Annotated in this window: 16 protein-coding genes; 10 read left to right on the top strand and 6 right to left on the bottom strand. The window is 66.4% G+C overall.

What is annotated here, in order from left to right; translation table 11 throughout:
* Positions 1-11: 11 nt before the first annotated feature.
* Complete coding sequence (locus tag AC1DS0_RS03640) at positions 12-452, top strand: GNAT family N-acetyltransferase (RefSeq protein ID WP_476813084.1); 441 nt, start codon at positions 12-14, stop codon at positions 450-452.
* A 4-nt stretch (positions 453-456) separates the two neighbouring features.
* On the opposite strand, the gene AC1DS0_RS03635 is transcribed toward AC1DS0_RS03640, so the two are convergent.
* Entirely contained in the window at positions 457-990 is a 534-nt protein-coding gene (locus tag AC1DS0_RS03635; protein ID WP_476813006.1) for an HD domain-containing protein, read from the bottom strand.
* Positions 991-1,176: 186 nt separating this feature from the next.
* Here AC1DS0_RS03635 and AC1DS0_RS03630 point away from each other — a divergent pair, with 186 nt between their 5' ends.
* A complete protein-coding gene (locus AC1DS0_RS03630) occupies positions 1,177-1,662 on the top strand; it encodes a nucleoside deaminase (RefSeq protein ID WP_476813005.1) in 486 nt (161 codons plus the stop codon).
* A gap of 39 nt (positions 1,663-1,701) precedes the next feature.
* Here AC1DS0_RS03630 and AC1DS0_RS03625 read toward each other — a convergent pair whose 3' ends face one another.
* Positions 1,702-2,655, bottom strand: a complete 954-nt coding sequence (locus AC1DS0_RS03625) for a GlxA family transcriptional regulator (protein WP_476813083.1) — start codon at positions 2,653-2,655, stop codon at positions 1,702-1,704.
* An 83-nt stretch (positions 2,656-2,738) separates the two neighbouring features.
* Between AC1DS0_RS03625 and AC1DS0_RS03620 the strand changes: the two genes are divergently transcribed.
* The 4 genes from AC1DS0_RS03620 (at position 2,739) to AC1DS0_RS03605 (ending at position 5,802) form a co-directional block, all read left to right on the top strand.
* Positions 2,739-3,404 (top strand): DJ-1/PfpI family protein, encoded by a 666-nt coding sequence (locus AC1DS0_RS03620; protein WP_476813004.1) that lies wholly within the window; start codon positions 2,739-2,741, stop codon positions 3,402-3,404.
* Between the two features lie 22 nt (positions 3,405-3,426).
* Complete coding sequence (locus tag AC1DS0_RS03615) at positions 3,427-3,774, top strand: gamma-glutamylcyclotransferase family protein (protein ID WP_476813003.1); 348 nt, start codon at positions 3,427-3,429, stop codon at positions 3,772-3,774.
* 148 nt (positions 3,775-3,922) lie between these two features.
* The gene (locus tag AC1DS0_RS03610) at positions 3,923-4,312 is read left to right on the top strand and encodes a hypothetical protein (protein WP_476813002.1); all 390 of its coding nucleotides are present in this window, start codon (positions 3,923-3,925) and stop codon (positions 4,310-4,312) included.
* 104 nt (positions 4,313-4,416) lie between these two features.
* A complete protein-coding gene (locus AC1DS0_RS03605) occupies positions 4,417-5,802 on the top strand; it encodes a PepSY-associated TM helix domain-containing protein (protein WP_476813001.1) in 1,386 nt (461 codons plus the stop codon).
* A gap of 452 nt (positions 5,803-6,254) precedes the next feature.
* Here AC1DS0_RS03605 and AC1DS0_RS03600 read toward each other — a convergent pair whose 3' ends face one another.
* Positions 6,255-6,887: a MarC family protein gene (locus AC1DS0_RS03600; RefSeq protein ID WP_476813000.1), complete on the bottom strand. Its 633-nt coding sequence runs from the start codon at positions 6,885-6,887 to the stop codon at positions 6,255-6,257.
* Positions 6,888-7,159: 272 nt separating this feature from the next.
* Between AC1DS0_RS03600 and AC1DS0_RS03595 the strand changes: the two genes are divergently transcribed.
* From AC1DS0_RS03595 to gyrA, 3 genes are all read left to right on the top strand, one after another.
* Positions 7,160-8,131, top strand: a complete 972-nt coding sequence (locus AC1DS0_RS03595; RefSeq protein ID WP_476812999.1) for a Bug family tripartite tricarboxylate transporter substrate binding protein — start codon at positions 7,160-7,162, stop codon at positions 8,129-8,131.
* Between the two features lie 68 nt (positions 8,132-8,199).
* Complete coding sequence (locus AC1DS0_RS03590; protein ID WP_476812998.1) at positions 8,200-8,730, top strand: hypothetical protein; 531 nt, start codon at positions 8,200-8,202, stop codon at positions 8,728-8,730.
* A 223-nt stretch (positions 8,731-8,953) separates the two neighbouring features.
* A complete protein-coding gene (gene gyrA, locus AC1DS0_RS03585; protein WP_476812997.1) occupies positions 8,954-11,746 on the top strand; it encodes a DNA gyrase subunit A in 2,793 nt (930 codons plus the stop codon).
* A gap of 159 nt (positions 11,747-11,905) precedes the next feature.
* Here the strand turns inward: gyrA and AC1DS0_RS03580 are convergent, their stop codons facing one another.
* From AC1DS0_RS03580 to AC1DS0_RS03570, 3 genes are all read right to left on the bottom strand, one after another.
* Positions 11,906-13,657 (bottom strand): AsmA family protein, encoded by a 1,752-nt coding sequence (locus AC1DS0_RS03580; protein WP_476812996.1) that lies wholly within the window; start codon positions 13,655-13,657, stop codon positions 11,906-11,908.
* A gap of 175 nt (positions 13,658-13,832) precedes the next feature.
* Entirely contained in the window at positions 13,833-15,527 is a 1,695-nt protein-coding gene (locus AC1DS0_RS03575; protein WP_476812995.1) for an ABC transporter permease, read from the bottom strand.
* Entirely contained in the window at positions 15,524-16,537 is a 1,014-nt protein-coding gene (locus tag AC1DS0_RS03570) for an extracellular solute-binding protein (protein ID WP_476812994.1), read from the bottom strand. Before AC1DS0_RS03570 ends, AC1DS0_RS03575 begins: the two co-directional genes overlap by 4 nt.
* Positions 16,538-17,196: 659 nt before the next feature.
* Here AC1DS0_RS03570 and ilvD point away from each other — a divergent pair.
* Positions 17,197-18,927 carry a dihydroxy-acid dehydratase gene (gene ilvD, locus AC1DS0_RS03565; protein WP_476812993.1) on the top strand — a complete coding sequence of 577 codons (1,731 nt, stop codon included), beginning with the start codon at positions 17,197-17,199 and terminating at the stop codon, positions 18,925-18,927.
* Positions 18,928-19,068: the final 141 nt, after the last annotated feature.

Here is a 19,068-nt window from a genome sequence, read left to right as displayed (position 1 = left end):
ATGGCTTGAACGTGCCCGTCGTCTCATTGCGCGAGATCACGGCCGAGACCGTGCGCGCAATCTGCGATCTCGAGCCGCATGAGGAGCAGAGCGGCTTCGTCGCGCCCAATGCGGTCTCGATCGCGCAGGCCCATTTCAACCCGGCAGCCGCGTTTCGGGCGATCTATGCCAGTGAGGAGCCGGTCGGCTTCATCATGTGGCGGCCGGAGGATGATGGCGCGAGCTGCTTCCTCTGGCGCTTCATGATCGACGGGCGCCATCAGGGCAAAGGCTATGGGCGCGAGGCGATCGCGCTCTGGCTGAAGGGCCTGCCGACGCTGGGATACACACTTGCGCGGTTGAGCTACCTGCCCGGCGAGGCTGGGCCGCACGGCTTCTATCTGGCGCAAGGCTTCCGCGACACGGGGGAGACCCGCGCCAATGGCGAAAGGCTGATGGAACTGGCGCTGTAAGCGCCTAGGCCGGCAGGGGCTGTTCGGGCGCGTCGACGATCGTTTCGACGAGGCGCTCGAATGGAAGTCCATGCTTCTGCGTGAAATGCTCGACCATGTCGGCAAGATATGAGCGCCGGCCAAGCTGGCTGCGCAGCGTCGTATAGGGGCTCGCGACATCGATGGCGCGGAGCGCCGGGCGTCCCAGTTTCTCGTCGATGACAGTGATGGCGTCGGCGACCTTGAGCGAATCCGCGAGCAGTGAATCCGCCGCGATGCCGGTGCGGTGGTCATGGGCTGCGATCGCTTGCTGTGCCTCCGGCGGAATGCGGTCGCCGAGCCATTCCACCGCCATCGGGCCGTGGCGGCTCCAATCGCCCTGAACCGCAAAGAAATCAAGGTCGTGGCAGAGGCCGACGACCTCCCAGAGCTCGGCCGGCTGCGACAGAACCTGTGCGAGCCTGCGCATGACATGGGCGACGACGCGCGAATGGTTGGCTCGCGGCGCATCGCCGAGATGCTGCGCGACCAGTTCCTCTGCTTCAGCGATGCTCAGCATGCGAATTCCTGCGCGATCTCAGGATCATCGACGCTGATCATAGTGTGGGAGACGGAAGGCCATAGCCGTCACTCTGGGTTCAAGGAGTTATTCTTCCGCTCACGTTGACCGCAGATCCGTTTGTTGCCTAGAGAAAAATATGATTTCTTCAATGAAATCAATGTGATCCATAAAGAGGAAACGAAAATGTCAAGCGCCGAAATCGAAAAGCACCTTGTCGATTCCATCAGGCTCGGGATGGAGAACGTCAGGGAGCGCCGGACCTGGCCGTTCGGTGCGGTGCTGGTCAAGGATGGCAAGGTCGTCGCGCGTGCCGTCAACCAGGTGGAAAGCCTGTGTGATCCCAGCGCCCATGCCGAAATGCAGGCCGTGCGCGCCGCAGCCAAGGCGCTGGGGACGACCGACCTGAGCGGCGCCGTGGTCTATGCCAGCGGCTCTCCCTGCTCGATGTGCTGCTCGGCCATGTATCTGTCCGGCGTTTCCCGGGTCTACTACGCCTATTCCAACGAGGACGGGGCTCCTTACGATCTCTCCGCCGAGCGCGGCTATGTCGAATTGAGGCGGCCCGCCGAGCAACGCGAGATGCAGCTGACCCATGTCCGCGTTCGCGACGAGGGCGAGGATCTCTACGAAGCCTGGCAGCATCTGTTCGACGCCGGCAAAGCCTCATAGGCAAGGTATGGAAAGGGGTAGCGGGCCAGAATCGCCCATCTACCCCGCGAACCGGTCGCGATAGGCCTGCGGGCTGGCTCCGAGCCGGCGCAGGAAGGCGCGGCGCAAGGTCTCCTCGGAGCCGAAGCCGCAGCGCCGACCGGCTTGCGCGACGGAGAGGCCCTGTTCGAGCAGGCGGCGCGCGGTCTCGATCCTGATCTCCTCGACGGCGCGGGCCGGCGTGCGGCCCGTCGCCTGGCGGTAATGCCGGGCGAAGCTGCGCAGGCTCATATTGGCTTGCCCGGCGAGGGCCTCCAGCGAGAGGTCGCGGCGCAAATTCTCGACGATCCAGCTATGCAGGAGGTCGAAGCGCTCGTCCTTCTCCTGCAAGGTCAATGCGGCGCTGAACTGCGCCTGGCCGCCGGGGCGCTTCAGGAAGACGACGAGCTGGCGGGCGATGGCGAGCGCCGGCTCGCGGCCGAGATCGGCCTCGACCAGCGCCAGAGCAAGGTCGATCCCGGCGGTGACGCCGGCCGAGGTCCAGACGGCGCCGTCGCGGATGTAGATCGGGTCGGGCTCGAGCCGAACGGACGGGAACATCGCCCGGAATTCATCGCAGCGACCCCAATGCGTCACGGCGCGCTTGCCGTCGAGCAGGCCGGCCGATGCGAGCAGGAAGGCTCCGCTGCAGACCGAGGCGGTGCGTTCAGCCGTTGCGGCGCGCTGACGGACCCAACCAACCAGCGCCTCGTCGCGGCAGGCGGCGTTGACGCCATAGCCGCCGGCGATGACCAGCGTATGCAGTGGCGCATCCGGCTCGGGAAGCGGGGCAGCGCCGAGTTCGAGCCGCGCGCTTGTGACGACGCGGCCCTCGGCGGCGACGACCGCGGTCTCATAGGGCAGGGACCGGCCGGCGAGGTGGGCGAGGTCGTTGGCGGTGGCGAAGACCTGCAAGGGACCGGCGACGTCGAGCAATTGCCCGCCGGGGAAGGTCAGGATCTCGATGCGGCGCATGTTTGGCATGAAGCGAGGGATGCTTGGCAGTTCGGCCAGAGCTTTGCCCGCTAGGCTGCTCCCGTCAATCAGGAGTTCTGCCCATGTCCCTCAGCTTCGGCATCCTCGTCTTCCCGCAGGTCCAGCAGCTCGATTTGACCGGCCCCTATGAGGTCTTCGCCTCGGCCAAGGGAGCGCAGGTGCATCTGATCTGGAAGGATACGGCACCGCTGAAGGCCGCGACCGGGCTGACGCTGACGCCGACCACGACCTTCGCCGAATGCCCGGCGCTCGACGTGCTCTGCGTGCCGGGCGGCAGCGGGGTCAATCCGCTGCTGAATGACGAGACCGTCCTCGCCTTCCTGCGCGAGCGGGCCGGGCAGGTGCGTTATCTCACCTCGGTCTGCACGGGATCGCTGGTGCTCGGGATGGCTGGGCTGCTGAAGGGCAAGCGCGCGACCAGCCACTGGAACGCGCATGACCTGCTGGCGCGCTTCGGCGCGATCCCCACGGAGGGGCGCGTCGTGCGCGACGGCAATCTGATCACCGCCGGCGGCGTCACCTCCGGCATCGATTTCGGGCTCACCGTGATCGCCGAACTGCTCGGCGAGGAGGAAGCGCAGACGATCCAGCTCTCGCTCGAATATGCGCCGCAGCCGCCGTTCCGAGCCGGCACGCCGCAGGAGGCGCCGGAGGCGATCCTGGCTGCGGCAAGGCAGCGCCTTGCCGGTTCGCGCGCCGCGCGCGAAAAGCTGCTGGCGGCACTCTAGCCGCCGTTGAAGCGGAGCGAGCATGGCCAGCGAGCGCAGCATCCTTCTGTTCTCCTACGGCACGCTGCAGCAGGAGAACGTCCAGCTCGCCTCGTTCGGTCGGCTGCTCGACGGCCATGACGACGCCATGCCGGGCTTTGCCCAGACCATGCTGGAGATCACCGATCCCGAGGTGATCCGCACCAGCGGCAAGCGCTTCCACCCGGTGGTCGCACCGAGCGACGATCCGGCCGACAGGGTGGCCGGCAAGGTCTTCGCCATCTCCGCCGAGGAACTTGCGGCTGCCGACCGCTACGAGGTCGCCGACTACAAGCGCATCAGCGTCCGGTTGGCTTCCGGCAAGGAAGCGTTCGTCTACGTCAAGGCGTAGAGATGCTGCCGGCTGCGCCGGGAGGCATTTCGCTCTCTCAGGCTCATCGCAGGGAAGATCGTTCACGAAAGATCAGCAAGTTGAGCATGTTCCCCCGGCGCGAAACTGGTAGCTGTTGCCGTAGAGCGTGCTCAACGGGATCTCAGTCTTGATCGCAAGCAGATGCAACCGGGCCAGGCCCTGGGTCGCGATCATCGCGGCCTATGTGCTCGTGCTGCAGGGGCTGTTCGGCGCGGCGCTTTCCGGGCAAAGCCTCGCCCCGGCGCTGCTCGACCGCGCCGCACATCTGACGCTGTGCGCGCCGGGTGGCGAGGGCGTGCCGCTGCCGGGCGAGGAGCCTGCGCCGCATCTGCCGGCCTGCTGCCTGCTCGGCTGCTCCTGGATAGGTGCAGCTTATGCGCCACCCGACCGGCCGGCTCTCCCCGAAGATGTCGAGCCCGGCGTCACGATTGTCCGCTTCGACGACCTGACGGCACGGCCGCTGCCGGGGCAGGAGCGGCTCGCTGCCCGCCCGAGAGGACCGCCCGTCCGGGCCTGACGCCGCAGCGGCCTTTGAGGCCGCTTTCCGTCGCAATGACCGAATGTTCTGCTGAGCCAGCGCGCCAGCGGCATTTCGGCAGGTCCATTTCGGGAAATCCAGCCATGACCGCTCACGCGGATGTCCAGACGCGCGCCGATGCCGGCCGCGCCTTCGCATTATCCTCCGAATTCAAGGCCTTCATCGCGAGGCTGCACTTCTATGCCGGGCTGTTCGTCGGCCCGTTCATCCTGGTCGCAGCGCTGACCGGCACGCTCTATGTGTTGACGCCGCAGATCGAGAACCTGATCTATCGCGAGCAATTGACCGCGACCGCCGCCGGCGAGCCCGCTTCGCTCGCCGGCCAGACGGAGGCCGCGCGAAAGCATATCGGCGAGGGGCCGCGCTTCTTCGCCATCCGCCCCGCACCAGCCGCTGGCCAGACCACGCGCGTGATGTTCGCTCAAGCTGGCCTCGGCGATTCCGAAAGCCGGGCGATCTTCGTCGATCCGGTCTCGCTGGCGATCAAGGGCGATCTCATCGTTTACGGCACCAGCGGCATCCTGCCGTTCCGGACGCAGCTCGACTATCTGCATCGCAACCTGCTGCTCGGCGAGTTCGGCCGGAATTACAGCGAGCTGGCGGCGTCCTGGCTCTGGGCGGTGGTGCTCGGCGGCGTCCTGATGTGGTTCTGGCGGCGCAATCCGAGGGCGTCCGAGCGGGCGCGTGCCAATCCGGCGCTGCGCGACCGGCGCTGGCACGGTTTGATCGGGCTGACGCTTTCGCTCGGCCTCGTCTTCCTGTCGATCACCGGCCTGACCTGGTCGAACCATGCCGGCGACCGGATCGATGCTTTGCGGGCCAGTCTCGGCTGGGTGACCCCTTCGGTCTCGCTGAAGCTCGGTGCGGCGCCCGCGGCTGACGCTCACGCCCATCACAGCGATCATGGCCCGTCCGTGGGGGCGGCGGCTCCAGGTAGCGTCCAGCAGCTCGATGCGGTCTTCTCTGCCGCCAAGGTGGCCGGGATCGATTCCCCGCATGTCGAGATGCGGCCGCCTCGGGCTGAGGGCCAGGCCTGGTTGGTCCGGGAATACGACCGGAGCTGGCCGACGCAGGTCGATACGGTTGCGCTCGACCCGCGTGATCTCTCGGTGGTCAGCCGGGCCGATTTCGAGACCTTTCCGCTCATCGCCAAGCTGATCCGCTGGGGCATCGACACCCATATGGGCATCCTGTTCGGCTGGCCGAACCAATTGCTGATGGCGGGGCTCGGCCTCGCGCTGATGCTGACGACGCTGCTCGGCTACCGGATCTGGTGGCGGCAGCGGCCGGCGGCGGGTTCGCTGCCGCGCACGCTGGTCCAGGCCTGGCTGCGGCTCGGCTGGCCTGGCCGGGTGATGGCGGTCGTCGTTACGGCGGGGATGGGCTGGGCGCTGCCGCTGGCCGGCGTGAGCCTCGTGGCTTTCCTGCTCGTCGACCTCGCTCGCTGGCGGCTGGCACGAGCCGCTTGAGCCAGACATCGATCCGGAGCGGCTCCGCTGCTCCGGATCACGACAACGAAACCTTCGTTCGTATGCGGTACGGTATGAGTCGATTGGTGAGGGATGGTCGTGCCGAATAGGGGCTAGCGGCACGGTTTGAAAAGCAGGGGACTAAAGAATGGAGCGACGATGCTTCGTGTGTGACCACGTCTTCCTGAACGAAAGGCCCGTCTGCCATATCGCTTTCTTCGAAGACGGGGAAATCCAAGTGGATTGCGGAGAAGATGATCACGGAGATGGAGATGAGTTTGCCAAGGGCTTTCGCCCTGTTGGCTTGAACCACGTTGTCGCCAAGGACAAAACGATAGAGCCAATCCTAGCTCACGAGGAGCTAGGCTTCAGCTTTGCGAGAACTAATCTCGGTAGTCAGTGGAAGAAATTCTATATTTGACAACCTGTTACCAGGCATTCGGCTATGTCTTTCAGCCGCTCCGGATCACAGCCCGCACGCCGTCGATCACGAATTGCACCGCCAGCGCGGCCAGGATCACGCCGAGCAGGCGGGTGAGCACGACATTGCCGGTGACGCCGAGCAGGCGGGCGATCGGCACCGCCAGGAAGAAGACGGCGAGGCAGGAGAGGATCACCAGCCCGCAGATCGCCGCGAGCGAGGAGAGCATTACGATGTCGCCATTGGCGCGGCCGGCGAGCAGCATCATCGCGGTCAACGCGCCGGGGCCGGCCATCAGCGGGATCGCCAGCGGGAAGGCGGCGACGTTGCGGATATGATCCTTGGTGATGGCGGTGTCGGCTGTCGCCTGCTTGCGGTCGTTGCGGCGCTCGAACACCATCTCGAAGGAGATCCAGAACAGCAGGAAACCGCCGGCGATGCGGAAGGCCGGCAGCGAGACGCCAAGCGCTTTCAGCACGACGTCGCCGGCGAGGCCGAAGAAGGCCATGATGCAGAAGGCGATGATGCAGGCGCGCACCGCGACCTGCCGCCGCTCGCTCGCCGACATGCCGCGCGTCAACGACAGGAAGATCGGCGCCAGCCCCGGCGGATCGAGCGTCACCAGCAACGTGACGAGCGCGGAGGAGAGATATTCGGTCAGCATGTCTCGCCCCGAGCTTATTGTGCTGCTCTTGCCGCGCCCTTGCCGTCTCGGCGGGCACCTGATTCCATCGTAGAGCCCAATACTCTTCGAGGGAAACCCGGGTTTGCGCGGCCTGCTCGGCTTGTCCAGCTCGATTGTGCGGACGAATGCGATGAGGCAGCCCGGGCTAGAGCCGGCCTCCTGCCGCCAGTTGCGCGACGCACCGGGATTGGCGAGCATCGGACATGCGCGGCGGCTCGCCGCAAAGCCGGAGTATCCAGATGGACCATGCCTTGTCCCGTCGACAGCTGACTGCCGCCCTTGCAGCGGCGCCGCTGATCGCCATCGCGGGCAAGGGGCAGGCGCAGGCCTATCCCGCCAAGCCGATCCGCTTCATCGTGCCCTATGTCGCCGGGGGAACCACCGATCTGGTCGCCCGCCTCGTCGGCGAGAAGGTCGGCGCACGCCTCGGCCAGCCGGTCGTGATCGAGAGCCGGCCGGGCGCCGGCGGCAATATCGGCATGGATGCGGTCGCCAAGTCGGCGCCGGATGGCTACACCATCGGTTTCGGCGCGATCTCGACCAACGCGCTCAACCCACACATCTACAAGAGCGTCCCGTTCGACCCGCGCAAGGACTTCACTGCGATCAGCCTGCTCGGCACCTCGACGATCGTGCTCGAGGTCGGGCCGAAGCTGCCGGTGAAGACCGTCGCCGAATTCATCGCCCGGGCGAAGGCCGAGCCGGGGCTGCAATACGGCACCGCCGGCAACGGCACCTCGATGCATCTCGCCGCGGTGCTGTTCGGGCAGATGACCGGCACGCAATTGACCCATGTCGCCTATCGCGGCAGCGCTCCCGGCATCAACGATCTCCTGGGCGGCCATCTCGGCGCGATGTTCGACAACCTTCCGGCCTCGCTGCCGCATATCCAGGCCGGCAAGCTCACCGCTCTGGCGGTCGCGAGCGCAGCGCGCTCACCGGCCTTGCCGGACGTTCCGACGATCGCGGAAGCGGGCTTGCCGGGCTATGCGGTCGAGCCCTGGTTCGGCGTCTACGGACCGAGCGGCTTGCCGCCAGCGATCGCCGAGGCGCTCAACGCGGCCTTCGTCGAGGCGCTCGGCGCGCCGGAGGTCAAGGACAGGCTGCTGCAGGCTGGTTTCAACCCGAAGGCATCGAGCGCGGCGGAACTCGGGACGCTGACGGCATCCGAGTACGAGAAGTTCGGCAGGATCGCGCGGGAAGCCAAGATCACCATCGAATAGCCCGGCGGTGCCGTGCGCTGCCATGCATGGCGAGGCTGCGGATGGGGCTTGAAAGCGAGGCAAACGAGATGAGCGCCGTCGACGTGCCGGCCGAAACCAACGCGCCGAACCGCATCGAATTTCGCGGCAATGGGCGCCGCTGGGAAATGGGTTTCTATCTTTGTGCTGCCGGGGCCATCGTCACCACCTTCATAAATTTCATACGCACAGGCGGATCGGCACCGATCGTTGGAGGATTGCTCATCGCTCCGCTCGTGCTTTTCGCCCTTGGAAGAGCCTCCCGCGATCTTGATCGCTCAGTGCATTTGGCGTTCGACGAGGAGGGGCTGACGGTTCCCGACATCCTTACACGCAAGGTGCCTTGGACCGCCGTGCAGAGTTACTCGTTCGACCCTGGCAGAAACAAGGAATTGGTTCTCAGCGTCGGCCTGATCGAGCCCAAATTATATCGGCCGCATATACTGGATTTCACCAGGTTCCGGAGGCCTTGGCCGTTCCCGAGGTCCGGGGTTCGCCTTTCCCTGGCTGGGGTTGCAGGCGGAGAAAAGGAGATCGACGCCGCCTTTCGGCGGTTCGCCCCGCAGGTTCGGAATGTCTAGCGCGCAGGCTTCGGACGACGGTTTCGCCAATTTCAGCATGCGACCTCGCGCCAAACATGGCGAGAATGCGGAGGGTGCGCGAAAGCGAATCAAAAACCCCGCATAAGCTGCTGCAATGAAACGCTTTTATTTTCTCTGAATAGATTCGCGTTTCGCTGGCTTCGCCCGCCGGAATCGGGTAGCCAGAGCGTTGAAAAACCAGCGGTAAACGGGACTTTTTCCCTTGAGCGAAGACAACGACGACAAGCGCGACGACGGCCCGCAGTTCGGCGGCGACATCAAGCCGATCGCGATCACCGACGAGATGAAGAAGAGCTATCTCGATTACGCCATGAGCGTGATCGTGAGCCGCGCTCTCCCGGACGTTCGCGACGGCCTCAAGCCCGTGCACCGGCGCATCTTGTTCTCGATGCACGAGAACAAGAACCTGCCCGACCGGCCCTATACCAAATGCGCGCGCATCGTCGGCGACACGATGGGTAAGTACCATCCGCACGGCAATCTCGCGGTCTATGACGCGCTCGTGCGCATGGCGCAGGATTTCTCGCTGCGCCTGCCGTTGATCGATGGTCAGGGCAATTTCGGCTCGATGGACGGCGACAGCCCGGCGGCCGATCGCTACACCGAGGCGCGCCTCGACAAGGCGGCGATGCCGCTGCTCGAGGATCTCGACCTCGACACCGTCAACTTCCAGCCGAACTATGACGGCAAGGAACATGAGCCGACCGTCCTGCCGGCGCGCTATCCGAACCTTCTGGTCAACGGCGCCGGCGGCATCGCCGTCGGCATGGCGACCAATATCCCGCCGCACAATCTCGGCGAGGTCATCGATGCCTGCATCGCGCTGATCGACGATCCCGAGCTCTCGATCGACGACCTGATCGCGATCGTGCCTGGCCCGGACTTCCCGACCGGTGCCCAGATCATGGGCCGCAGCGGCATCCATTCGGCCTATCACACCGGGCGCGGCTCGATCGTGATGCGCTCGAAGACGCATATCGAGGAGCTGCGCAAGGAGCGCGAGGCGATCATCGTCACCGAGGTTCCCTATCAGGTGAACAAGGCGACGATGGTCGAGAAGATCGCCGATCTCGTCCGCGAGAAGCGGATCGAGGGCATCTCCGACCTGCGCGACGAATCGAATCGCGAGGGCGTGCGCGTCGTCATCGAGATCAAGCGCGACGCCGTCGCCGACGTGGTGCTGAACCAGCTCTACCGCTTCACGCCGCTGCAGACCTCCTTCGGCGCCAACATGGTGGCGCTGACCGGTGGGCGGCCGGAGGTCCTGAACCTCAAGGACTTCATCTCCGCCTTCGTCGAGTTCCGCGAGGAAGTCGTTTCGCGGCGTACGCGCTACCTGCTCAACAAGGCGCGCGAGCGCGCCCATGTCCTCTGCGGTCTCGCCACCGCCGTCGCCAATATCGATGAGGTCATCCGCCTGATCCGCACCGCGCCGACGCCGTCGGCCGCGCATGAGGCCTTGATGGCGCGCGACTGGCCGGCTGACGACATCGCGCCGCTGATCGCACTGGTCGACGATCCGCGCCATCCGATGAATGCGGATGGCACCTACCGCCTGTCGGACGCACAGGCCAAGGCGATCCTCGAGCTGCGCCTTGCCCGCCTGACGGCCCTCGGTCGCGACGAAATCGGCGACGAGCTCGAGAAGCTCGCCAAGGAGATCGCCAACTATCTCGATATCCTGCGTTCGCGGGTGCGTATCCAGGAGATCATCAAGACCGAGCTCCTGGAGGTGAAGACCGCCTTCGCGACGCCGCGTCGCACCGAGATCCACGATTGGGGCTCGGATCTCGACGACGAGGACCTGATCGCCCGCGAGGACATGGTCGTTACCGTCTCCCATGCCGGCTACATCAAGCGCGTGCCGCTCTCGACCTATCGGTCGCAGAAGCGCGGCGGCAAGGGCCGCTCCGGCATGTCGACCCGCGAGGAGGATTTCGTTACCCGCCTCTTCGTCGCCGACACGCATACGCCGATCATCTTCTTCTCCTCGCTGGGCCAGGCCTACAAGGAGAAGGTCTGGCGGCTGCCGCTTTCGGCGCCGAATGCGCGCGGCAAGTTCCTCAACAACATGCTGCCGCTGGACAAGGACGAGCGCATCACCACGGTGATGCCGCTGCCGGAGGACGAGGAGAGCTGGGGCCGGCTCGACGTGATGTTCGCCACCAAGAGCGGCAATGTCCGGCGCAACAAGCTCTCCGACTTCGTCCAGGTCAATCGCAACGGCAAGATCGCGATGAAGCTCGACGAGGGCGATTCCATCGTCGACGTGCAGATCTGCTCCGAGCATGACGACGTGCTACTGACCACCGCCGGCGGCCAGTGCATCCGCTTCGCCGTGCCCGAGGTGCGCGTCTTCAAGGGCCGCGACTCGACCGGTGTGCGCGGCATCAACCTCGCCGATGGCGACGAGGTGATCTCGCTCGCGATCCTGAAGCACCTCGATGCGACGCCGGAAGAGCGGGCGACCTATCTGAAGGACGCGGCGGCTCAGCGCAGGGCACTCAGCGGTGAAGCTGAGGAGACCGAGGTTTCGGCCGCCGAGGGTGAGGAGGCCGCCGGCGAAGTCGAACTCGGCGCCAAGCGGCTGGAGATGCAGCTTGCCGAGCAGTTCATCCTGACGGTGTCTGAGAACGGCTACGGCAAGCGCTCGTCGTCCTTCGAGTACCGGGTGACCGGGCGCGGCGGCAAGGGCATCGTTGCCATGGTCGTCAACGATCGCAACGGCAGGCTCGTCGCCTCGTTCCCGGCCGAGGAGAAGGAGCAGATCATGCTCGTCACCGATGGCGGGCAGGTGATCCGCGTGCCGGTCGATGCCGGCCCGAACAACCGCATCCGCATCGCCGGGCGCTCGACGCAGGGCGTCACCGTGTTCAACACCGGCGACGGCGAGAAGGTCGTCTCGGTCGAGCGCATCGGCGAGGAGAGCGAGGAAGAGGGCGAGGCCGACGAGACCGAGAATGGCGCGGGTGAGGAGCCGGCCGGGGAGGCGTGAGCCTCCTCTCCGGTGCGGCGTCGGCCCGATCAGTCAGGCATCATGCTCGGGCTTGACCCGAGCATCGCCGGCCAAAGGAGGCGCCCTCATGGGCGCCTCTTTCGTCTGGAGGTTCTTGGTTCTGCGCTTCGCTTTGCCTGCGAATGACGCGGAGGTGCGTCAGCGCAGCAGCGGGATCGCCGAGCCGATCGGCCGCAAGGCCGCATCGATCTCGGGTGTGAAGGCGGCGCCGAAGAACGGGCCGCGCAGGTCGAAGGGCACGCGCGTCGAGGTCGTCGTCGAATTCAAAGCGCCGTTGAGGTCGAGCCAGCGCCGGGTGAGATCGGCCGTGCCGTTGAGGACGACATTATAGCCAGAGCCGGCGATCTGCGTATCGGTGACGTAGAGCACGCCGAGATTGGCGAGCGCGGAGAGCTGCAGGGTCTCGAAAGCGCTCTTGCCCTGACGCCAGTCGCGCGCGGAGGTCGGCGGCTTCTCCGCCTTGCGCAGCAGATCGGGGAAGGCGATGCCACGGAACTCGCCTTGCCGGATCGTCAGGCCGGCGCGGCCGGTGAGAGAACTCACCACCTGTTCCAGGCTGCTGCCGATGCCGTCGAAGGCGAGCTGCCCGGTCGCGGTGCCGCTGAGGCGGGCGAGCGTCGGCAGGTCATCGGCGACCAGTGCGAGATTCACCTTCTCGAGGCCGAGCTGCAGCTTGACGTCCGCGCCTGCGGTGACGGGAGTGGCGAGGATGCGGGCACGGGCCGAGCCGCCATAAGCCGAGGCGCGCAGCAGCGAGGCCTCGAAGCGGCCCTTGCGGATCAGGAGCTGGGCCGCGAGATCGCCGAACCGAGCCGCGCCGATCCGGGCGGAGTCGAGCGACAGGCGCAGGTCGACATCATTGGTGGTCCAGCCGTCGAACTCGAGCGGCGTGCCAGCGTTGTCGCCGCCGGCGGTCGGTGCCTGCGGTTCGGCCTGGCGCAGCAGGCGCCCGAGATCGAACTCGGCGCCGGCGAGCGTGCCGGAGAGCGCCCAGTTCGGCATTGCGCCGTCGAGCTTGAGAGCGCCCTCGAGCTGGTCGCCGTCGACCATGGCGACGACTGAATCGAGCGCGACACTTCTCTGGTTGATCTGGGCCTGCGCGGTCAGCTCGACCTGCCGGGCGAGCGAAGCGATGCGCGGACGCGGGCCGATCCAGGCCAGGGCATCGGACAGCGATTTCGTGCTGAACTCGATCTGGCCGCTGGTCGTGCCCTGGGCGGCCGAGCGCGTGCCGTTGAGACGCAGGTTCATCAGGCGCGAGCCGAACGAAAAGGCGGTGCGGGCCCGCTCGCCGGCCACCGGCCAGAGGATGTCGACCTTGGTGGCCTCGCCGCGCCAGGTGAAGGAGCCGGCGAGCGCGACCGGCGCCTGCGCCGTCCGTTCCTCGATCACCAGGTTGACGTCGCGCAGCGTCGTCAGGACCGTGCGGTCGGCGCGCATCATGACGCTGCCGGAAGTCAGGATGAGCCTGGTCTGGCCATCGAGCCGCGCGAGATAGCCGAGGACGCGATCGAGCCAGCCGGCATACCCGCCGCCGGATTCGTCGGATGCGACGTCGATCTCGGGGGCGACCAGGTCGATGCGGTCGAAGTCGAGCTGGCCTGTGAGCAAAGGGAGCAGGCGGGCGCGGGCGCGCAGGCGCGCCGCCTTGCCGGCGAGCACGCCCTGCGGATCGGCGAAGGTCACGTCGGAAAGGCTGATCCGGGGCAGGGGCAGGATCGCGATCTCGGCCCGGCGCAGCCCCGTCACCTTGAGGCCGGTACGGGTCTCGATGCCGGCGACAACGGAGCGCTCGACCTGCGACAGAGCGAGATTCCACGACCGCAGCCCGAGCGTGAGCAGCAGCGCAGCGGCCGCGGCGAGGCCGATCAGGAGTGCGCGTCGTGACATGGCCTGGTGTGTGGCCTTCATCTGCGTGACGGCGGGGCCCGTCGTCACGCAATCCGATAACGCGAGCGATTCGACCGGGCGGCCTGCATATCGTCGCGCGGCAAGGGTTTAGTCCTCCGGCCCGGGAATGTCGAGTTCGCCACCCCTTCGGACGTCGAAAGGCCGGGGAAACATCTCAATTTTCGCGCGAAACCGACGTTTGCTCGCCGGCGCGGGCGAGCCTGAGCGCCGGATAGATGCCGATCGCCACGATCAGCAATGCCGCCAGCGCGCCGTCCTCGAAGACGCCGCGGGCGGCGTGGCCGTAGACCACCGTGGCGAGTGTGTCGAAGTTGAGTGGGCGCAGCAGCAGCGTCGCCGGTAGTTCCTTCATGCAGTCGACGAAGACGAGCAGGGCGGCGGCGGCGATGGCCGGGCGCATCAACGGCCAATGCAGCCGGCGCAGCAATTCGCGCCTGTCGGCGCCGAGCGAGCGCGCGGCGTCGTCGATGCGCGGCGAGATGCGGGCATAGCCGCTCTCGACCCCGTTCACGGCGATGGTCAGGAAGCGCACGAGATAGGCAATGACCAATGCAGCGCCCGATCCGAGCAGAAGCAGGCCCGGGCTCGCGCCGAAGAGCGCGCGGCTGGCATCGGCGACGAGGTTGTCGAAGGCGGCGAGCGGCACCAGCAGCCCGAGCGCCAGAACCGTGCCGGGCAGCGCATAGCCGAGCGAGGCGATACGGGCGAGCAGCGGCAAGGCACGCTCACGCCCAAGCCGCAGCGCCGCGGCGATGCCGATGCCGATCGCGACGATCAGCACCGCGGCGAGTGCCGAGATCGCGACGGTGTTGACGAGCGCTCGCCAGAGCGTCGGATCAGCCTGGGCGACGAGATCGCGGCGCCACAACTCGCCGAGCAGGTAATAGAGTGGCAGCACCGCCCCGAACAGCGCCGGCAGGAAGCAGGCGAGCGACGCCATCCAGCCCCGAGCGCCGGAGAGCTGGATGCGGCCGACCGGCCGCGGCCGCTTCACGGGCAGTGCGAAGCGTCGCGCTCCGCGCGTGCGCGCCTCGGCAGCCATCAGACCGACCACGACGAGCAGCATGACGCAGGCGATCTGGGTGGCGCCGGCCAGCGAGCCGCGATTGATCCAAGTGGTGTAGACCGAGATCGTCAGCGAGCGGACGCCGAGATATTCGCTAGCGCCGATGTCGTTCAGCGTCTCGAGCAGAGCGAGCGTCAGGCCGGCGGCGAGGGCTGGACGAGCCATCGGCAGGCCGATGCGCCAGAACAGCGGCCAGCGCCTTGTTCCGAGGGTGCGGGCGGATTCGATCAGCGCGGCGCTCTGCATCGAGAACAGCGCGCGTACGCTGAGATAGACATAAGGGTAGAGCACGATCCCGAGAATGAAGACCGCGCCCGGCAGGTTGCGCGGGTCGGGGAACCAGTAGTCGCGCAGCGAGCGCCAGCCGGTCAGCGCCCTGAGCGCGCTCTGGAACGGCCCCTGGAAGCCGAGGATTTCGACGTAGACGTAAGCCGTGATGTAGGTCGGCAGCGCCAGCGGCACGACCAGCAGCCATTCCAGGCTGCGGCGGCCGGGGAAGTCGTATTGCGTCACCAGCCAGGCGGCGCCGGTTCCGACCGCCCCGCAGAACAGGGCGACGCCGGCGAGGAGCAGCGCAGTATTCCAAAGCGCGACCGGCAGGACGTTGGCAGTCAGATGCGGCCAGACCGTCAGCGCCTCGCGCGACAATGCGGTGAAGGCGAGCGCCAGCACGGGCAGCGCGACCAGGCAGGCGGCGGCGGCCGTCAGATAGACCAGACGCGTCGACGGCCGCCAGCGAACCGGCAGCCGTTCTGCATGCGCTGCGGATGCGCTCAGGCTCAATTGTCGAAGCCGGCCTTGTCGACCAGCTCGGAGGCGGCCTTGCGGTTCTTGGCGATGTCGGCGAGCGGCAGCTTGTCCGGAGTGACGGCGCCGAGCAGCTTCACGGCCTCGGCCTCCTTGACGTCGGCATTGACCGGGAACTCGAAATTGCCGTCGGCATAGATGTGCTGCGCCTTCTCGCTGAGCATGTACTCGATCAGCTTGACGGCGTTCTCCTTGTTCGGCGCGTGCTTGGCGATCGCGGCGGCCGAGACGTTCACATGGGTGCCGCCATTGGCGAAGGTGGTCTTGAGCGGCTTGATCGCCTCGTACCAGCCCTTCTGCTCGTTCGTCGCCTTGCTCATCAGCCCGATATAGTAGGTGTTGATGATGGCGATGTCGCACTGGCCCGAGAGGATGTCACGGGCGACGTCACGGTCGCCGCCGCCGGGCTTGCGGGCGGTGTTGGCCTTGAGCGCCTTGAGATAGCCTTCCGTCTTCTCCGCGCCGTGATGGCTGAGATAGGCCGAGAACAGCGCCGTGTTGTAGGGGTGCTGGCCCGAGCGGATGCAGAACTTGCCCTTCCACTTGGGATCGGCGAGGTCCTCATAGGTGATCGCGTCCTGCTTGACCCGATCTTTGGAGACGATGACGATGCGGGCGCGCTTGGTCAGCGTGATCCAGTTGTCGCCGGCGCCGCGCAGCTGGGCCGGCACGATCTTGTCGACCAGCGCCGACTTGACCGGCTGGGTGACGCCGGCATCGGCCGCCGCCTGGATCTCGCCGACATCGACGACGAGCATCACGTCGGCCGGGCTGTTGGCGCCCTCGGCCTGGATGCGCTGCTGCAGGCCGTCCTTGAGGAAGACCGCGTTGACCTTGATGCCGGTGTCCTTGGTGAAGGCCTCGATCACCGGGTTGAGCAGAGCCGGCTCGCGCGTCGTGTAGAGGTTGGCGCTCTGCGCAAGGGCAGGGGCGGCCAGCAGGCAGGACGCCAGGGCTGTCGCGGCGAGCGCGGTGCGGATGGTCATGTTTCGCTCCTTCGGGCGGGGCTATCAAAATCGGCCATTCGGGAGGGAGCGGTAGTCCGGCAAGTCGAGGCGGTCAAGGGAATATCCCTTTTGTTTCAAGGTGTTATATCTATTCTAAACTGGATTCTTATTAGATAAATTCTAATCTGAAGGGCCTGAAGGCTCGGCAGAGGCGCGGTCGGTGTCGGCCGGCTGGTTTAAAAGTCGCAAGACTTCAATGATTTGGTCGAGAGGTTTCGCCGTGCCCGAAGCCGGTTCGGATTGGCGCCTGCCTGGCTGGCATTATTTGCTTCGTCCTCACGGCATCCGGCCCGGTGCCGGGATCGTGAGCCGCCGGCGATGTCCAGCTGCACGCTGGGATTGTGGGCAGAGCCGCAGCCGATGCTGCCGCGAGCTGTGATGCCGTGACTTTTCTACAACATCGGCAGCTATTGCAGCGTTGCGGCGGCGGGCTGCCACGATTGCCGTGAAGCCGCCACAAAGCGGCCCCAGCTGCAAACTTCAGTAACTATCTGAGATACGGAAGAATTAAGCCCCTTCAGGCAGGATGTGGAGCAGAAAAATGCTTCGCGGCCGGCTCGGGGGCGGATGATTGCACCAGCGGGCGGCGGCGTGGCACATCTGGCGCCCGCCAGGTGGGGTGGCGGGACAGAGTTTGAATGGACGCGCGCGTATTCGATAAGTCGAAGCTGCCCAGCCGGCACGTCAGTGTCGGGCCGGCCCGTGCTCCGCATCGTTCCTATTATTACGCGATGGGCATGACCGCGAAGCAGATCGCGCAGCCCTTCGTCGGCGTCGCCTCCTGCTGGAACGAGGCCGCGCCCTGCAACATCGCCCTGATGCGCCAGGCCCAGGCCGTGAAGAAGGGCGTCGCCTCGGCCCAGGGCACACCGCGCGAGTTCTGCACGATCACCGTGACCGACGGCATTGCCATGGGCCACCAGGGCATGAAGTCGTCGCTGGCCTCGCGTGAGGTCATCGCCGACTCGGTCGAGCTCACCATGCGCGGCCATTGCTATGACGCGCTGGTCGGCCTCGCCGGCTGCGACAAGTCGCTGCCCGGCATGATGATGGCGATGGTGCGCCTCAACGTGCCCTCGATTTTCATCTATGGCGGCTCGATCCTGCCCGGCAATTTCAAGGGCCAGCCGGTCACCATCCAGGACGTGTTCGAGGCGGTCGGCAAGCACTCGGTCGGCGCGATGTCGGACGAGGACCTGAAGGAGCTCGAGGAGGTCGCCTGTCCGTCCTCCGGCTCCTGCGGCGCCCAGTTCACCGCCAACACAATGGCGACCGTCGCTGAGGCGATCGGCCTGGCGCTGCCCTATAGCTGTGGCGCGCCGGCGCCCTACGACGTGCGCGACACCTTCTGCTACACCGCCGGCGAGATGGTGATGGACCTGATCGCCCGGAACATCCGCCCGCGCGACATCGTCACCCGCAAGGCGCTGGAGAACGCGGCGATGGTCGTCGCGGCCTCGGGCGGCTCGACCAATGCGGCGCTGCACCTGCCGGCGATCGCGCATGAATGCGGCATCGACTTCGACTTGTTCGCCGTCGCCGAGATCTTCAAGAAGACCCCTTACGTCGCCGATCTGAAGCCGGGCGGCAAATACGTCGCCAAGGACATGTTCGAGGTCGGCGGCATTCCGTTGTTGATGAAGACGCTGCTCGACCACGGCTACCTGCACGGCGACTGCATGACCGTGACCGGCCGCACCATCGCCGAGAACCTCGCCTCGGTGAAGTGGAACGACCAGCAGGACGTCGTCCATCCCGCCAACAAGCCGATCACGCAGACCGGCGGCGTCGTTGGCCTCAAGGGCAATCTCGCTCCGGAAGGTGCGATCGTGAAGATCGCCGGCATGCCGACCGAGAGCCTTGTCTTCGCCGGCCCGGCGCGCTGCTTCGACTGCGAGGAGGACGCCTTCAAGGCCGTCACCAACCGCGACTACAAGGTCGGCGACGTGCTGGTGATCCGCTATGAGGGTCCCAAGGGCGGCCCGGGCATGCGCGAGATGCTGTCGACGACCGCGGCGCTCTACGGCCAGGGCATGGGCGACAAGGTCGCGCTGATCACCGACGGCCGTTTCTCGGGCGCGACCCGCGGTTTCTGCGTCGGCCATGTCGGCCCCGAGGCCGCTGTCGGCGGGCCGATCGGCCTGATCCGCGACGGCGACATCATCGAGCTCGACGCCATCACAGGAAAGCTCGCAGTCCGCCTTTCTGATGCCGAACTTGAAGTGCGTCGTAAGGCCTGGACGCCGCGCCAGACGGATTATCGCTCGGGCGCGCTTTGGAAATACGCGCAGACGGTCGGATCCGCCAAGGGCGGCGCCGTCACCCATCCGGGAGGCGCAGCCGAGATACAGTGCTATGCGGATATCTGAGGCCATCATTGCAGGAGCATTGCTTGCTCTGGGCTGCCAGTCGGCAGCCTGGGCGCAGAATGCGCCCGTGGAGCGCGTGCCGCTGCCACCGCTCCCGATTCCAGGCGCCGCGCTGCCGGAGCCGGAGCTGGACAACCGCGT

This window comes from Allobosea sp. P4_H5, assembly GCF_056400825.1.
Note: the sequence above shows the minus strand (reverse complement) of the source record. Positions and strands in the feature narration are given on the sequence as shown.

Bases quoted from the DNA above. Each gene is read 5' to 3' on its own strand.
- AC1DS0_RS03635 (WP_476813006.1), bottom strand. From the start codon at position 990: ATGCTGAGCATCGCTGAAGCAGAGGAACTGGTCGCGCAGCATCTCGGC.
- AC1DS0_RS03630 (WP_476813005.1), top strand. From the start codon at position 1,177: ATGTCAAGCGCCGAAATCGAAAAGCACCTTGTCGATTCCATCAGGCTC.
- AC1DS0_RS03625 (WP_476813083.1), bottom strand. From the start codon at position 2,655: ATGCGCCGCATCGAGATCCTGACCTTCCCCGGCGGGCAATTGCTCGAC.
- AC1DS0_RS03620 (WP_476813004.1), top strand. From the start codon at position 2,739: ATGTCCCTCAGCTTCGGCATCCTCGTCTTCCCGCAGGTCCAGCAGCTC.
- AC1DS0_RS03615 (WP_476813003.1), top strand. From the start codon at position 3,427: ATGGCCAGCGAGCGCAGCATCCTTCTGTTCTCCTACGGCACGCTGCAG.
- AC1DS0_RS03605 (WP_476813001.1), top strand. From the start codon at position 4,417: ATGACCGCTCACGCGGATGTCCAGACGCGCGCCGATGCCGGCCGCGCC.
- AC1DS0_RS03600 (WP_476813000.1), bottom strand. From the start codon at position 6,887: ATGCTGACCGAATATCTCTCCTCCGCGCTCGTCACGTTGCTGGTGACG.
- AC1DS0_RS03590 (WP_476812998.1), top strand. From the start codon at position 8,200: ATGAGCGCCGTCGACGTGCCGGCCGAAACCAACGCGCCGAACCGCATC.
- AC1DS0_RS03580 (WP_476812996.1), bottom strand. From the start codon at position 13,657: ATGTCACGACGCGCACTCCTGATCGGCCTCGCCGCGGCCGCTGCGCTG.
- AC1DS0_RS03570 (WP_476812994.1), bottom strand. From the start codon at position 16,537: ATGACCATCCGCACCGCGCTCGCCGCGACAGCCCTGGCGTCCTGCCTG.
- ilvD (WP_476812993.1), top strand. From the start codon at position 17,197: ATGGACGCGCGCGTATTCGATAAGTCGAAGCTGCCCAGCCGGCACGTC.